The sequence below is a fragment of the Pseudomonas sp. Q12-87 genome (assembly GCF_001269755.1).
Classification (GTDB): domain Bacteria; phylum Pseudomonadota; class Gammaproteobacteria; order Pseudomonadales; family Pseudomonadaceae; genus Aquipseudomonas; species Aquipseudomonas fluorescens_S.
On record NZ_LHVI01000024.1, the window covers coordinates 170,733 to 184,393 of the forward strand.

Here is a 13,661-nt window from a genome sequence, read left to right on the forward strand (position 1 = left end):
TCAACCCTCCTTCGCGGGAGCGGGCGCCGACTGGCCGCTGTCTTTCAATGCCTTGGTCACTTCCGGCGGCATGTATTTTTCATCGTGCTTGGCCAGCACTTCATCGGCCACCACCACGCCGTCGGCGTTGAGCTTGCCGAGGGCGACGATGCCCTGTCCTTCGCGAAACAGGTCCGGGAGGATGCCGCGATAGGTGATGGTCACGGTCTTGCTGAAATCGGTGACGTTGAATTTCACGTCCAGCGAATCCCCGGAGCGCACCAGGGAGCCCTTCTCCACCATGCCGCCCGCGCGGATACGCGTGTCCTTGGGGGCTTCGCCATTGGCGATCTGGGTCGGGGTGTAGAACAGGTTGATGTTCTGCTGCAGGGCGCTCAAGGCCAAGCCGACCGCGGCACCGACACCCACCAGGATCGCCAGGATGATGACAAGACGTTTTTTGCGCAGCGGATTCACTGACCGTTCTCCCGGCGCAGACGACGCGCCTCTTGTTGCAGATACCGCTTGCGGGCCAGGATCGGCACCGCCACGTTGAGGGCCACGACCGCCAGGCAGATGCCGTAGGCTGACCAGACATACAGGCCATGATGGCCCATGGCGAGGAAATCGCCGAATGAAGCGAAACTCATCGAGCGGCCTCCAGGCTGTTTTGTACTTCGGCCTTCACCCAACTGGCGCGGGATTCACGCTTGAGCACTTCCAGGCGCATGCGCAGCAGCAGCACCGCGCCGAAGAAACAATAGAAACCCAGCACCGTGAGCAACAGCGGCAGCCACATTTCGACGGGCATCGCCGGTTTTTCCGTGAGGGTGAAGGTCGCGCCCTGGTGCAGGGTGTTCCACCACTCCACCGAATACTTGATGATCGGGATGTTGATCACCCCGACAATCGCCAGCACCGCACACGCCTTGGCGGCGCTGTCACGATTGCTGATGGCGTTGCCCAACGCAATAAGACCGAAGTACAGGAACAGCAGGATAAGCATCGACGTCAGTCGGGCATCCCAGACCCACCATGAACCCCAGGTCGGCTTGCCCCAGATCGCGCCAGTGACCAGCGCCACCGCCGTCATCCAGGCGCCAATGGGCGCGGCGCATTGCAGGGCGACGTCGGCCAGTTTCATTTTCCACACCAGCCCGACCACGCCGCACACCGCCAGCATCACGTAGATAGACTGGGCCAGCATCGCGGTGGGAACGTGGATATAAATGATGCGAAAGCTGTTGCCTTGCTGGTAATCCGGCGGCGCGAACGCCAGGCCCCAGACCACGCCGGAGCCAATCAGCAGCAGAGCAGCGACGCTCAACCAAGGCAACAACTTGCCGCTGATGCCGTAGAACCACTTGGGTGAGCCGAGCTTATGAAACCAGGTCCAGTTCATTGCTGTTTCCAATCACGGTTGCGGCTCGCCATCACGAACCGCCGGGGTGGCCTTTACTTCAAGGGAAGCGGTCAATTTTTGACCAGGCCTCGTTATTATTCGCCGACGCTGATCTTCAGGCCAGCGGCTATTGCAAAGGGTGTCAGGGTTATCGCCAGGGCGGTCAGGCTCCCGAGCCACAGCAGATAACCGGTCGCCGGCATGCCCTGCAACGCCGCCTGCAAGGCACCGCTGCCCAGGATCAATACCGGGATATACAGCGGCAGGATCAGCAAGGCCAGCAACAGACCGCCACGCTTCAATCCCACCGTCAATGCCGCGCCCACCGCGCCGAGCAAGCTCAGTACCGGCGTGCCCAGCAGCAGCGACACCAGCAGCACTGGCATGCAGGCGGCAGGCAAGCCCAGCATCATCGCCAGCAACGGCGAAAGCAGTACCAGCGCCAGGCCGGAAAAAACCCAGTGTGCCAGTACCTTGGCTAAAACCAGAAGGGCCAGGGGGTGCGACGAAAGGACCCACTGCTCCAGGGAACCGTCTTCGAAATCACTGCGGAAAAGCCCGTCCAGCGAGAGCAGGACCGACAAAAGCGCTGCCACCCAGACCAGTCCTGGAGACAAGGTTTGCAACAATTGAGTCTCCGGGCCGACCGCCAATGGGAACAGTGCGATAACGATCGCAAAGAACACCAAGGGGTTGGCCAGTTCCGCCGGACGACGGAACAGCAGGCGCGCCTCGCGGGCCAGTAACAAGCCAAACACACTCATAAGGCCCGGGTTCCCAGATCGATGCTGCGATAGCCGGATGGCATCCGCGACAAGGTGTGGTGAGTGGTCAAGAGCACCATGCCGCCCGTTTCGCAGTGCCGCGCCAAGTGCTCCTCCAACTGCGCCACGCCCTGTTTATCCAGGGCGGTGAAAGGCTCGTCGAGAATCCACAGCGGCGGGCTGTCCAGGTACAGACGGGCCAGCGCCACGCGGCGCTGCTGGCCGGCGGAAAGGGTGTGGCACGGCACGTCTTCGAAACCGCGCAATCCGACCATCGCCAACGCCTGCCAGATGGCTTCGCGGCCGACCGGCCGGTGCAGCGCGCAGAGCCAGCTGAGGTTTTCCTCGGGCGTCAGCAGGTCCTTGATCCCTGCGGCGTGGCCAATCCAGAGCAGGTTGCGCGCCAATTCGCTGCGCTGGTCCTGCAAGGGCTGGCCATTGAGCAATACCTGGCCGGCGGTCGGTTGCATCAACCCGGCCAACAGGCGCAACAGGCTGGTCTTGCCGCTGCCGTTGGGGCCACTGACTTGCACCATATCGCCTTGGGAGAGTCTCAATTCGAGATTTTCGAAAAGCAGCCGCAAGTCTCGCTCACAGGCGAGGCCGACGGTTTGCAAAAGAGGACTGGTCAAGGGATCGAGGGCCTTATACGGTTCAAGTCGGCGGTGCAGCAGCCGTTAAAGAGATGCAGCATAGATGCATTGACGGCCTGTTCCACAGAGCTGCGTCAAACAATTGCATGGTTTTCGCCACTGCCTGAAAGACGGGCGGCATTATACATGTCATGCCCTACTCTATTGAGGGCTATTTTCCCAGGGTAAGACTGCAGATGACAGGCGACATGAACATCCTGCCGCTGCCTCAGGCCACGGCAACGACGCGTATGCCGGCGGTCAGTGGCGAGCTGCTCAAGCTGCTGACGCCGGCCGAAGGCCTGATCGGCTCCGGCCAGACCGCCCAGGCCGAAGTGCTGTCGCTCAAGCAGGCCGACCAGACTTTCCAGCTGCTGCTCAAGGTCACCCTGGAGAGCGGCCGCCAGACCACGGTGCAAGCCACCAGCACCCAACCGCTGCCGCAGGGCACCAGCCTGGCCGTGACCCAACCGTCCGCCAGCAACCTGGCGATCGCGGTGCAGCAGGCCGTCGCTTCCAGTGTCGCCACCCTGACCCGCATCGACACAGCGCAATTGCCGGTCGGCACCTTGTTGCAAGGCAAGGTGCTCACCAGCCAGCCATTGCCTCAATTACCCGGGCAACCGGCGGTGTATCGGTCATTGGTGAGCCTGCTCAATACCGCCCAGGCCGGCGCGACCCTGGACATCGACAGCCCCCAGCCATTGCGCATCGGCACGCTGTTGAGCGCCCAGGTGCAGGATGCCCAGACGCTCAAGTTCGTGCCCTTGAGCAACCGCCAGGAACAATTGGCAGTGAGCCAGCAACTGGTCAACCAAGTGAGCCGCCAGGGCTCGCTGGACAGCCTGATCACCGTATTGCAGAACCTGCCTACCACCGACGACACCGGCACCGAACTGCGCGCTGCGGTCACACGACTGCTGGCCGGCCTGCCGGATATCCAGCAATTGAGCACGCCCAAGGGACTGGCCCAAGCCATGATCGCCAGCGGCGCGTTTCTGGAAAGCAAATTACTGGCTGGACAGCCGCCAAGCCTGGCACCGGACATGAAAGGCGACCTGCTGAAATTGATCGCGCAGTTGACCCCGGCCCCGCCTGCTTCCACCAACCTCACTGCAATCATCGCCGCCAATACAATGGCCCAGGTGTTGCCCAGTTTCGTGCGCAGCGCCTTGGGAATGCTCGGCCAGGTCAGCGCCAAGCCGCAACCCACCAGCTTCCCCCTGCCCTCGCGTCAATTGAAGGAGCAGGACGAGGAAGGCGATTTGCAGCATCTGCTGCGCCTGGCCGCCGCCGCCGTATCGCGCTTGCAAAGTCATCAACTGTCGAGCCTGGAGCAGACCGGCCTGACTGACGACGGTCGGCTGATGAGCACTTGGCAATTGGAAATCCCGATGCGCAACCTGCAGGACATCGTGCCTTTGCAGGTCAAGTTCCAGCGCGAGGAAACGCCGCCCAGAGAGCAGCAGCCAAACGAGCGCCGGGAAGAACGCGAAACGAAACAGCAACTCTGGCGCGTCGAGCTGGCGTTCGACATGGAACCGCTTGGGCCGTTGCAGGTTCAGGTCCAGCTACTGAGCGGCAGCCTGTCGAGCCAGTTATGGGCACAACGGCCATATACCGCGAGCCTGATCGAAAGCAACCTGACCGCACTGCGCGAGCGCCTCGTGACGTGCGGCCTGAACGTTGGCGACCTGGATTGCCACCTCGGCACTCCGCCGCAAGGCCCCAAGACTCGCCTGGAACAACGCTGGGTGGATGAAACCGCATGACGACCCATACCGAACCCCGCCAGGCCATCGCCCTCAAGTACGACGGCCACCATGCCCCGACGCTCACCGCCAAGGGCGACGAAGCCCTGGCCGAGGAAATCCTGCGGATCGCCCGGGACAGCGAAGTACCGATTTATGAAAATGCCGAGTTGGTGAAATTGCTGGCTCGCATGGAACTGGGCGATAGCATCCCGGAAGAGCTGTACCGCACAATCGCCGAGATCATCGCGTTTGCCTGGAACCTGAAGGGCAAATTCCCCCAGGGTCATGACCCGAATGCGCCGAGCGTTGAGAAAGACGTGACCGAGCGTGGGGATGATTACTGACTACGGCAACGTTGCTCCTGTGGCTAGGGAGCTTGCTCCCGTTCGGTTGCGCAGCAGCCGCAGAAAGAGGGGCCGCTTCGCGGCCCAGCGGGAGCGGGCTCCCTCGCCACGCACTTAGCCGCCCTTGTGCAACTTGCTCATCAATTCCGCTTCGGCCTGGGTCAAGCCACAGGCCTGGGTCAGTTCGTCGACGCTGGCGCCCATGCCCACCAGGCGGGCTGCCTGGGCGAAGGACAGGCTGGAGGGGTCGCGCTGTTCCAGTTGGGCGAGTTTGTCGGGCAACGGCGCGACCACGGCACGCAGCTCATGGAGTGCTTCGCCCATGCGCACGGTGCCGTTCTGGTAATCGTCGACGCGCTTGGCCAGGTCCTTGATGCGCTGATCGCGCAGCGCATCGCCCTGGGCCTGCTGAGCGGCTATTTGACGCTGGCCGCGTATGTACGCCAAAAACATCGCCAGCGTGCCTGCCCAGAAAAGGAACAGGACAATGACTGCAACCTCAAGAATCAAATCAGATACTCTCCAGTTCCGACCACTCTTCTTCGCTCATCATTTTTTCAAGCTCGACCAGGATCAGCAACTCGTTGTTCTTGTTGCAAACGCCCTGGATGAACTTGGCCGATTCCTCGTTACCGACGTTAGGCGCGGTTTCGATTTCCGACTGACGCAAGTAAACCACTTCGGCGACGCTGTCGACGAGGATACCGACCACTTGCTTGTCCGCCTCGATGATCACGATACGGGTGTTGTCGTTGACCTCGGTAGAGCTCAGGCCGAAACGCTGGCGAGTATCGATCACCGTTACCACGTTGCCACGCAGGTTGATGATGCCCAGCACATAGCTTGGTGCACCTGGAACCGGGGCGATCTCGGTATAGCGCAGCACTTCCTGTACGCGCATCACATTGATGCCGTAGGTTTCGTTATCGAGCTTGAAGGTTACCCATTGCAAAATCGGATCTTCGGAACCCTTGAGAGACGACGCCTTATCATTCATACCCTGACCCCTCGAAAAACCGCCTGTGGCGGCGTGTGTTCTGTCCGGCGACTGTGCGCCACCGGTTGTCTTATTTCGGTTTCTGGACCGGCTTGGTGCCGCCCAGGTGTTTTGCCCCGCCGCTGGCGATCAACTCGGCCAACTCGGAAACGTCCAGCAAGGCGCACATGTGTTCGATCACCGTACCGGCCAACCATGGCCGCTGCCCTCGATGGCTGCGCCACTTGATCTCGTTCGGGTCCAGGCGCAGCGAGCGGCTGACCTGATGCACCGCTAGCCCCCACTCGTAACCCTGTACCGAAATCACGTATTGCAGGCCCTGGCGAAAATCATCGCGATAACGGTCCGGCATCACCCATCGCGCGGTATCCAGCACCTTCAGGTTGCCGGCCTGGCTCGGCAGGATTCCGAGGAACCATTCCGGCTGGCCGAACAACGGCGTCAGTTCTTGCCCGGCCAGGGAATAAATCGATCCCAGGCATACCAGCGGCACCGCCAGGGTCAACCCGGCCACATCGAACAACAGGCACTCGAACGGCTCGGCGGCCCAGGCCGGACGGTCATCGCCCGGCACCGGCGGCGGCGGAGTGCTCGGCGGCAGGTGGATTTCCACCACCGGCGTCACCAGCCCCTGCAGTAACGGTGCAACGGTCGAGACCGGCGCCAGGATCGGCGCTGGCGCGTCCATTACCGCCACTGGCGGCTTGACGAACGCTGCCTCGACCGCCGCGGTCAACACAGTCACCTGCGCGTCACGGGCCTGCTCTTCGAGCACGGCGGCTTGAAATTCATCCAACTCACCCGGGGCCTGAACGGTTTCGGGCAATGCCTCGATCACGCTCGGCTCAGGTGGCAATTCTTCGGTCGCTTCCTGCAACAGCCCGTCCAGATAGGACTGCAGGGCCATTTGCGGACGCGAGGTCGTCTTTATCGGCCGGTTCATGGGAACAGTGCGCCACTTGAAAAGGTTATCGGCATGAATGCGCCAGGACTTGAGCGCTCGCAAGCGAACGCGATGCCTGTGGAGAGCCTGGTCACCTTAAGCCACCTGCTGGGGAACGAGTTGTTGGGCCAGCAGGTGCTTGAGCAGCGCGCGGTAGGCCAGCACACCACGGCTCTTGCCATCAAATTGTGAAGGGGTCACGCCGGCACGACTGGCATCGCGCAGGCGGGTATCGACCGGTATGTAGCCCTGCCAGATGTCGTCCGGGTACATGTCCCGCAATACGCGCAGGGTCCCCAGGGACGCCTGGGTGCGGCGGTCGAACAGGGTCGGCACGATATTGAAGGCCAGGGTTTGCTTGCGCGAACGGTTGACCATCGCCAGGGTATTGACCATGCGCTCCAGGCCTTTCACCGCCAAGTGTTCGGTCTGCACCGGAATCACCAATTGCTGGCTGGCTGCCAGGGCGTTGACCATGAGCAGCCCCAGCAGCGGCGGGCTGTCGATAATCGCGTAATCGAAATCCTGCCACAGTTGTGCCAGAGTCTTGGCGATCACCAAGCCGAGGCCGCTCTGTCCTGGCGACTGACGCTCCAGGGTGGCCAGGGCGGTGCTCGACGGCAGCAGGGAAATCCGCTCGTCGCTGGTGGACAGCAGCAATTGCCCCGGCAAGCCTTCGGGCACGGTGCCCTTATGCAGGAACAGGTCGTAATTGCTGTGTTCCAGGGTATCGGGATCGTAGCCAAAGTAACTGGTCATGGAGCCGTGGGGGTCCAGATCGACGATGACCACGCGCTTGCCCGCCTCGGCCAGCAATCCGGCTAAAGCGATGGAAGATGTGGTTTTGCCCACACCACCTTTTTGATTGGCGACTGCCCAGACTCTCATTCGGATCGTTCCTCCCGGCCGAAACAGGCTCGACCGAGAAATAGCTCGGTTATAAAGCGGGTGACGGAGAATTGACGGCACTCTGTCTTCCCGGCGACTTGACCGGGGCCGGTGCAGTTTGTGTGCCAGCACGCTTCAATGCCGCATCGGGTTTTGCATTGGCCGTACCGGTACCCGTCAGGCTGCGGCGGACGTCGAGGTTGCGCGACACCACCAGCACCACTCGCCGGTTGCGCGCGCGCCCCTCGACCGTAGCGTTGTTGGCCACCGGCTGGAACTCGCCATAGCCTACCGAGGCCAGGCGACCGGGGTTCACGCCCTGCATGGCGAGCATGCGGACGATGCTCGCCGAACGGGCCGAAGACAGCTCCCAGTTGGTCGGATACTGCGCGGTACGGATCGGCTGGTCGTCGGTAAAGCCTTCGACATGGATCGGGTTGTCGAATGGCTTCAGGATCGCCGCCACTTTGTCGACGATGTTGAAGGCCAGGTCGCTGGGCATGGCGTCACCACTGCCGAACAACAGGCTGGAATTGAGTTCGATCTCGACCCACAGTTCGTTGCCGCGTACCGTCATCTGGTTGGAGCTGATCAGGTCACCGAACGCGGCGCTGATGTCATCGGCAATGCTTTTCAACGGATCGCTGCCGCCGGCGATACCGGCATCGACCTGATCGGTGTCCTTGACCAGCGGCTTGGCCGGGGTCGTGCTCTTGGGCCGCTCATCGCCGATGGGAATGGGCTTGAGGGCATGATCGGAGTCGGTGAAGACGCCGATCAGCGCCTCGGAAATAACCTTGTACTTGCCTTCGTTGACCGACGAGATCGAATACATGACCACGAAAAAGGCAAACAGCAGCGTGATGAAGTCGGCGTAGGAAACCAGCCAACGTTCATGATTGACGTGTTCTTCAGTGTGCCTGCGACGTGCCATGTGCCATCTCCCCCATCAGTCCATGAAGCCCTGGAGCTTCAACTCAATGGAACGCGGGTTCTCGCCTTCGGCGATCGACAGGATCCCCTCCAGCAGCATTTCGCGATAGCGCGACTGGCGCAACGCGATGGACTTGAGCTTGGCGGCAATCGGCAGCAGCACCAGGTTGGCACTTGCCACACCATAGATCGTGGCCACGAACGCAACCGCGATGCCGCTGCCCAGTTGCGACGGATCGGCCAGGTTGCCCATGACATGGATCAGGCCCATCACCGCACCGATGATGCCGATGGTCGGCGCGTAGCCGCCCATGCTTTCGAATACCTTGGCCGCTTCGATGTCACGGCTCTCCTGGGTGTAGAAATCCACCTCCAGGATGCTGCGGATGGCTTCCGGCTCGGCGCCGTCCACCAGCAATTGCAGGCCTTTGCGCGAGTAATTGTCGGGTTCGGCATCGGCCACCCCTTCCAGGCCCAGCAAGCCTTCCTTGCGAGCGGTCAGGCTCCAGTTCACGACCCGATCGATACCGCCGGCCAGGTCGACCCGCGGCGGGAACAGGATCCAGATCAGCACCTGCATGGCGCGCTTGAACGCGCTCATCGGCGACTGCAGCAATGCAGCGCCGACGGTGCCACCGAGCACGATCAAGGCGGCCGGGCCGTTAGCCAACGCCCCCAGGTGACCGCCTTCCAGGTAGTTGCCGCCAATGATGGCGACGAACGCCATGATGATGCCAATCAGGCTGAGCACATCCATTACAGGCACGCCTCGACCAGGTGCCTGCCGATATCGTCCAACCCGTACACCGCGTCGGCAAGATCCGCTTTCACGATAGCCATCGGCATGCCGTAGATCACGCAGCTGGCTTCATCCTGGGCCCAGATCGCGCTGCCGCCCTGCTTGAGCAGGCGCGCGCCTTCGCGACCGTCGGCGCCCATGCCGGTGAGCACCACCGCCAGAACCTTGTCGCCGTAGGACTTGGCGGCGGAACCGAAAGTGATGTCCACACAAGGCTTGTAGTTCAGGCGCTCGTCACCCGGCAGGATTTTCACCGCGCCGCGGCCGTCGACCATCATCTGCTTGCCACCCGGCGCCAACAACGCCAGGCCCGGTCGCAGGATGTCGCCATCCTCGGCTTCCTTGACGCTGATGTTGCACAGCTTGTCCAGCCGCTCCGCGAACGCCTTGGTAAACGCCGCCGGCATGTGCTGGATCAGCACGATGGGGGCCGGGAAATTGGCCGGCAATTGGGTCAGGACCCGTTGCAGCGCCACCGGGCCACCCGTGGACGTACCGATGGCAACCAGCTTGTAGGCCTTGCGCTTGGGTGCCGGTGACGACGTGCTGGCGGGTGCCGGCGCCGGGCGAGCAGGCGCGGGGGCCGGAGCGCTGCGCACCGGTGCCGGATTGAAGCTGCTCGAGGAAACCGGGGTCGATACAGGGCTTGGCGCTGCAGCAGGTGCAGGCGTCGGTGCGCTGTAGGCGGAGACACGCCGGTTGCTGCGGGAAATGCTATGGACCTTTTCGCACAACAATTGCCGGACCTTGTCCGGATTGCGGGAAATGTCCTCAAAATTCTTCGGCAGGAAATCCACCGCCCCGGCGTCCAGCGCATCGAGGGTCACCCGGGCGCCTTCATGGGTCAGGGAGGAGAACATCAATACGGGGGTCGGGCAGCGCTGCATGATATGTCGCACTGCCGTGATGCCATCCATCATCGGCATCTCGTAGTCCATGGTGATCACGTCTGGCTTGAGGGCCAGCGCCTGATCGATCGCCTCTTTGCCGTTGGTCGCCGTACCGACGACCTGAATCGTTGTGTCAGCCGAAAGAATTTCCGAGACGCGGCGGCGGAAGAACCCCGAATCATCCACCACCAGGACTTTAACTACCATAAACACTCCGTTAGACGAGGCGCGGCTCTGGGCCACGCCTGTCTTGAATCAAATACGCCGTGCGGCGTAGCGCTTGAGCATGCTTGGCACATCGAGAATCAACGCGATGCGGCCGTCGCCGGTGATGGTGGCGCCGGACATGCCCGGGGTGCCTTGGAGCATCTTGCCCAACGGCTTGATGACCACTTCTTCCTGGCCCACCAACTGGTCGACGACAAAGCCGATCCGCTGGGTGCCCACCGAAAGGATCACCACATGGCCTTCGCCCTGTTCCACGTGAGCCGCAGAGCTGACCAGCCAGCGCTTGAGGTAGAACAACGGCAGTGCCTTGTCCCGCACGATCACCACTTCCTGGCCGTCCACCACGTTGGTGCGCGACAGGTCGAGGTGGAAAATCTCGTTGACGTTGACTAGCGGGAAGGCGAACGCCTGGTTGCCCAGCATCACCATCAGGGTTGGCATGATCGCCAGGGTCAGCGGGACCTTGATGACGATCTTCGAGCCCTTGCCCTTGGTCGAGTAGATGTTGATGGTGCCATTGAGCTGGGCGATCTTGGTTTTCACCACGTCCATGCCCACGCCACGTCCGGAGACGTCGGAAATTTCGGTCTTGGTCGAGAAGCCTGGTGCGAAGATCAGGTTAAAGCAATCCGACTCGCTGAGCCGGTCCGCCGCGTCCTTGTCCATCAGGCCTTTCTTCACGGCGATACCGCGCAGGACATCAGCGTCCATGCCCTTGCCGTCATCGGAGATGGACAACAGGATGTGGTCGCCTTCCTGTTCAGCCGACAGGATGACCTTGCCGCTGCGGGGCTTGCCCATCGCTTCGCGGTCAGCCGGCTCTTCGATACCGTGGTCGACCGAGTTGCGCACCAAGTGGACCAATGGGTCGGCCAGGGCCTCGACAAGGTTCTTGTCCAGGTCGGTCTCTTCGCCCACCAGTTCCAGATTGATTTCTTTCTTGAGCTGGCGAGCCAGGTCACGAACCAGGCGCGGGAAGCGCCCGAAGACTTTCTTGATCGGCTGCATCCGCGTCTTCATGACGGCGGTCTGCAGGTCGGCCGTGACCACGTCGAGGTTCGACACGGCCTTGGACATGGCTTCGTCCTGGCTGTTGAGGCCCAGGCGAACCAGGCGGTTACGCACCAGCACCAGTTCGCCGACCATGTTCATGATCTCGTCCAGGCGCGCAGTGTCGACCCGCACAGTGGTCTCGGCTTCGCTGGCGGGTTTTTCCGCCGGCGCAGCCGCAGGGGCACGGGCCGGCGCCGGGGCAGCTGCAGCGGCAGGCTTGGGGGCCTCGGCTTTCGGCTCCGGTGCCTTGGCGGCGGGTTTAGGCGCTGCCTTGGCCGCGGGTGCGACGGTGGCGGCGGGCGCAACAGAAGCCGTACCGACTTCGCTGAACTTGCCTTTGCCGTGCAGCTCGTCGAGCAGCGACTCGAATTCGTGGTCGCTGATCAGGTCGCTGCCGGCCGCAGCAGCGGCAGGCTTGGCCGGAGTCGGCGCGGAAGCGATGGCCGAATCCAGCGCGTCAACGGCAAAGGTGCCCTTGCCGTGCAACTGATCGAGCAGCGCTTCGAATTCATCATCGGTGATGTCGGAGTTGTCGCCGGCCGCTTTCGGCGCGGCTGGGGTCGCCGGGGCTGCCGCAGGAACGACGGCATCGACCGCGAACTGGCCCTTGCCATGCAACTGATCGAGCAGTGACTCGAACTCAGCGTCGGTGATTTCATCGCTGCCAGCAGCAGAGGCCGCCGGCGCAGCAGGGGCGACAGGAGCGGCTGGTGCCTCGGCCTCGGCCTTGACGGCGTTCAGCGAGTCCAGCAGTTGTTCGAATTCATTATCGGTGATGTCACCCGATGCTTCGGCGACCGGTTCTTCAACGATCGTCTCGACCACCGGTGCGGCGTCAGCCGATTGCGGCTCGGCCAGGCGCGACAGCGCGGCAAGCAACTCAGGGGTGGCCGGGGTAATCGGCGAGCGCTCACGCACTTCGCTGAACATGCTGTTGACCGCATCCAGCGCTTCAAGCACCACGTCCATCAATTCCGAATCGACGCGTCGCTCACCCTTGCGCAGGATGTCGAACACGTTTTCGGCAATGTGGCAGCACTCCACCAGCTCATTGAGCTGGAGGAAGCCGGCGCCTCCTTTTACAGTGTGGAAACCGCGAAAAATTGCATTGAGCAGATCTGCATCATCCGGTCGGCTTTCCAGCTCGACCAGTTGCTCAGACAGTTGCTCTAGAATCTCGCCGGCCTCAACCAGGAAATCCTGAAGGATCTCTTCATCGGCGCCGAAGCTCATTAGTGGCTGCTCCTAAAACAGGGCTAAAACTCAGAATCCAAGGCTGGACAGCAAATCGTCCACATCGTCCTGACCGGACATAACGTCTTCTCTTTTATCGGCATGAATCTGCGGACCTTCACCCTGAGAGAGATGTTTTTGTGGATCTTTTTCAGCAAGTATCGCTTCACGGTCGTGTTCGATGCCTGCAAAGCGGTCGACCTGGCTGGCCATCAACACCAGTTTGAGCAGATTGCTTTCCACTTCGGTGACCAGTTGGGTCACACGCTTGATTACCTGGCCTGTCAGGTCCTGATAGTCCTGGGCCAGCAGAATGTCATTGAGGTTGCTCGCCACCGCACGGTTCTCGGTGCTGCTGCGCGTCAGGAAACCGTCGACTCGACGGGCCAGTTCGCGAAACTCCTCGGCACCCACTTCGCGGCGCATGAAGCGGCCCCAGTCGGTGCTCAGGGCCTGGGCTTCTTCGCTCAGTCCATTGACCAACGGGGTAGCGCTTTCCACCAGGTCCATGGTGCGGTTGGCCGCGGCCTCGGTGAGCTTGACCACATAACCCAGGCGCTCGGTGGCGTCAGTGATCTGCGAGACTTCCTCGGCCTGCGGCATGTGCGGGTCGATCTGGAAATTGACGATCGCACTGTGCAGTTCACGGGTGAGCTTGCCGACTTCCTGGTACAGACCACGATCGCGGGTCTGGTTGAGCTCATGAATCATTTGAACCGCATCACCGAAGCGGCCCTTTTCAAGGCTGTCGACCAGTTCGCGGGCATGTTTTTTCAGGGTCGATTCGAAATCGCCCATTGAAGATTCGTTATCCATAGCTCC

16 protein-coding genes are annotated in these 13,661 nt (G+C 61.8%); 2 read left to right on the top strand and 14 right to left on the bottom strand.

All coding sequences use genetic code 11. From position 1 onward, the window contains the following. From ccmE to ccmA, 5 genes are all read right to left on the bottom strand, one after another. Nucleotides 1-456: a cytochrome c maturation protein CcmE gene (gene ccmE / locus AD663_RS19095; protein WP_003183952.1), complete on the bottom strand. Its 456-nt coding sequence runs from the start codon at nt 454-456 to the stop codon at nt 1-3. Further along, nucleotides 453-629 carry a heme exporter protein CcmD gene (gene ccmD / locus AD663_RS19100; RefSeq protein WP_003183954.1) on the bottom strand — a complete coding sequence of 59 codons (177 nt, stop codon included), beginning with the start codon at nt 627-629 and terminating at the stop codon, nt 453-455. The genes ccmE and ccmD overlap by 4 nt, the downstream gene beginning before the upstream one ends. Beyond that, the gene (locus AD663_RS19105) at nt 626-1,381 is read right to left on the bottom strand and encodes a heme ABC transporter permease (RefSeq protein ID WP_003183956.1); all 756 of its coding nucleotides are present in this window, start codon (nt 1,379-1,381) and stop codon (nt 626-628) included. The genes ccmD and AD663_RS19105 overlap by 4 nt, the downstream gene beginning before the upstream one ends. Nucleotides 1,382-1,476: 95 nt before the next feature. After that, entirely contained in the window at nt 1,477-2,145 is a 669-nt protein-coding gene (gene ccmB / locus AD663_RS19110) for a heme exporter protein CcmB (protein ID WP_003183957.1), read from the bottom strand. Next, complete coding sequence (gene ccmA, locus AD663_RS19115) at nt 2,142-2,777, bottom strand: cytochrome c biogenesis heme-transporting ATPase CcmA (RefSeq protein ID WP_053214355.1); 636 nt, start codon at nt 2,775-2,777, stop codon at nt 2,142-2,144. Before ccmA ends, ccmB begins: the two co-directional genes overlap by 4 nt. 197 nt (nt 2,778-2,974) lie before the next feature. Here ccmA and AD663_RS19120 point away from each other — a divergent pair, with 197 nt between their 5' ends. Both AD663_RS19120 and AD663_RS19125 read left to right on the top strand, forming a co-directional pair. Then, nucleotides 2,975-4,549, top strand: coding sequence for a flagellar hook-length control protein FliK (locus AD663_RS19120; RefSeq protein WP_003183961.1), 1,575 nt, complete (start codon nt 2,975-2,977; stop codon nt 4,547-4,549). Beyond that, entirely contained in the window at nt 4,546-4,875 is a 330-nt protein-coding gene (locus AD663_RS19125; RefSeq protein WP_003183963.1) for an EscU/YscU/HrcU family type III secretion system export apparatus switch protein, read from the top strand. The genes AD663_RS19120 and AD663_RS19125 overlap by 4 nt, the downstream gene beginning before the upstream one ends. Nucleotides 4,876-4,989: 114 nt before the next feature. Here AD663_RS19125 and AD663_RS19130 read toward each other — a convergent pair whose 3' ends face one another. From AD663_RS19130 to AD663_RS19170, 9 genes are all read right to left on the bottom strand, one after another. Next, nucleotides 4,990-5,385: a DUF2802 domain-containing protein gene (locus tag AD663_RS19130; protein ID WP_003183966.1), complete on the bottom strand. Its 396-nt coding sequence runs from the start codon at nt 5,383-5,385 to the stop codon at nt 4,990-4,992. A gap of 1 nt (nt 5,386) precedes the next feature. Further along, nucleotides 5,387-5,872, bottom strand: a complete 486-nt coding sequence (locus AD663_RS19135) for a chemotaxis protein CheW (RefSeq protein ID WP_003183968.1) — start codon at nt 5,870-5,872, stop codon at nt 5,387-5,389. Nucleotides 5,873-5,942: 70 nt separating this feature from the next. Next, a complete protein-coding gene (locus AD663_RS19140) occupies nt 5,943-6,815 on the bottom strand; it encodes a CheW domain-containing protein (protein WP_003183970.1) in 873 nt (290 codons plus the stop codon). A 96-nt stretch (nt 6,816-6,911) separates the two neighbouring features. Then, a complete protein-coding gene (locus AD663_RS19145) occupies nt 6,912-7,703 on the bottom strand; it encodes a ParA family protein (RefSeq protein WP_003183972.1) in 792 nt (263 codons plus the stop codon). Nucleotides 7,704-7,752: 49 nt separating this feature from the next. Next, nucleotides 7,753-8,637 carry a flagellar motor protein MotD gene (gene motD, locus AD663_RS19150; RefSeq protein WP_053214356.1) on the bottom strand — a complete coding sequence of 295 codons (885 nt, stop codon included), beginning with the start codon at nt 8,635-8,637 and terminating at the stop codon, nt 7,753-7,755. A gap of 15 nt (nt 8,638-8,652) precedes the next feature. Beyond that, nucleotides 8,653-9,393 carry a flagellar motor protein gene (locus tag AD663_RS19155; RefSeq protein WP_003183977.1) on the bottom strand — a complete coding sequence of 247 codons (741 nt, stop codon included), beginning with the start codon at nt 9,391-9,393 and terminating at the stop codon, nt 8,653-8,655. After that, a complete protein-coding gene (locus AD663_RS19160; RefSeq protein WP_053214357.1) occupies nt 9,393-10,532 on the bottom strand; it encodes a chemotaxis response regulator protein-glutamate methylesterase in 1,140 nt (379 codons plus the stop codon). Before AD663_RS19160 ends, AD663_RS19155 begins: the two co-directional genes overlap by 1 nt. Nucleotides 10,533-10,580: 48 nt before the next feature. Next, nucleotides 10,581-12,839 carry a chemotaxis protein CheA gene (locus AD663_RS19165; RefSeq protein ID WP_003183981.1) on the bottom strand — a complete coding sequence of 753 codons (2,259 nt, stop codon included), beginning with the start codon at nt 12,837-12,839 and terminating at the stop codon, nt 10,581-10,583. 30 nt (nt 12,840-12,869) lie between these two features. Continuing rightward, complete coding sequence (locus AD663_RS19170; protein WP_003183983.1) at nt 12,870-13,655, bottom strand: protein phosphatase CheZ; 786 nt, start codon at nt 13,653-13,655, stop codon at nt 12,870-12,872. Between the last annotated feature and the right edge of the window lie 6 nt (nt 13,656-13,661).

Excerpts from the sequence above, each read along its gene's own strand:
- AD663_RS19170 (WP_003183983.1), bottom strand. The coding sequence starts at position 13,655 with ATGGATAACGAATCTTCAATGGGCGATTTCGAATCGACCCTGAAAAAA.
- AD663_RS19125 (WP_003183963.1), top strand. The coding sequence starts at position 4,546 with ATGACGACCCATACCGAACCCCGCCAGGCCATCGCCCTCAAGTACGAC.
- ccmD (WP_003183954.1), bottom strand. The coding sequence starts at position 629 with ATGAGTTTCGCTTCATTCGGCGATTTCCTCGCCATGGGCCATCATGGC.
- AD663_RS19155 (WP_003183977.1), bottom strand. The coding sequence starts at position 9,393 with ATGGATGTGCTCAGCCTGATTGGCATCATCATGGCGTTCGTCGCCATC.
- AD663_RS19165 (WP_003183981.1), bottom strand. The coding sequence starts at position 12,839 with ATGAGCTTCGGCGCCGATGAAGAGATCCTTCAGGATTTCCTGGTTGAG.
- AD663_RS19135 (WP_003183968.1), bottom strand. The coding sequence starts at position 5,872 with ATGAATGATAAGGCGTCGTCTCTCAAGGGTTCCGAAGATCCGATTTTG.
- AD663_RS19145 (WP_003183972.1), bottom strand. The coding sequence starts at position 7,703 with ATGAGAGTCTGGGCAGTCGCCAATCAAAAAGGTGGTGTGGGCAAAACC.
- AD663_RS19120 (WP_003183961.1), top strand. The coding sequence starts at position 2,975 with ATGACAGGCGACATGAACATCCTGCCGCTGCCTCAGGCCACGGCAACG.
- AD663_RS19140 (WP_003183970.1), bottom strand. The coding sequence starts at position 6,815 with ATGAACCGGCCGATAAAGACGACCTCGCGTCCGCAAATGGCCCTGCAG.
- ccmB (WP_003183957.1), bottom strand. The coding sequence starts at position 2,145 with ATGAGTGTGTTTGGCTTGTTACTGGCCCGCGAGGCGCGCCTGCTGTTC.
- motD (WP_053214356.1), bottom strand. The coding sequence starts at position 8,637 with ATGGCACGTCGCAGGCACACTGAAGAACACGTCAATCATGAACGTTGG.
- AD663_RS19160 (WP_053214357.1), bottom strand. The coding sequence starts at position 10,532 with ATGGTAGTTAAAGTCCTGGTGGTGGATGATTCGGGGTTCTTCCGCCGC.
- AD663_RS19105 (WP_003183956.1), bottom strand. The coding sequence starts at position 1,381 with ATGAACTGGACCTGGTTTCATAAGCTCGGCTCACCCAAGTGGTTCTAC.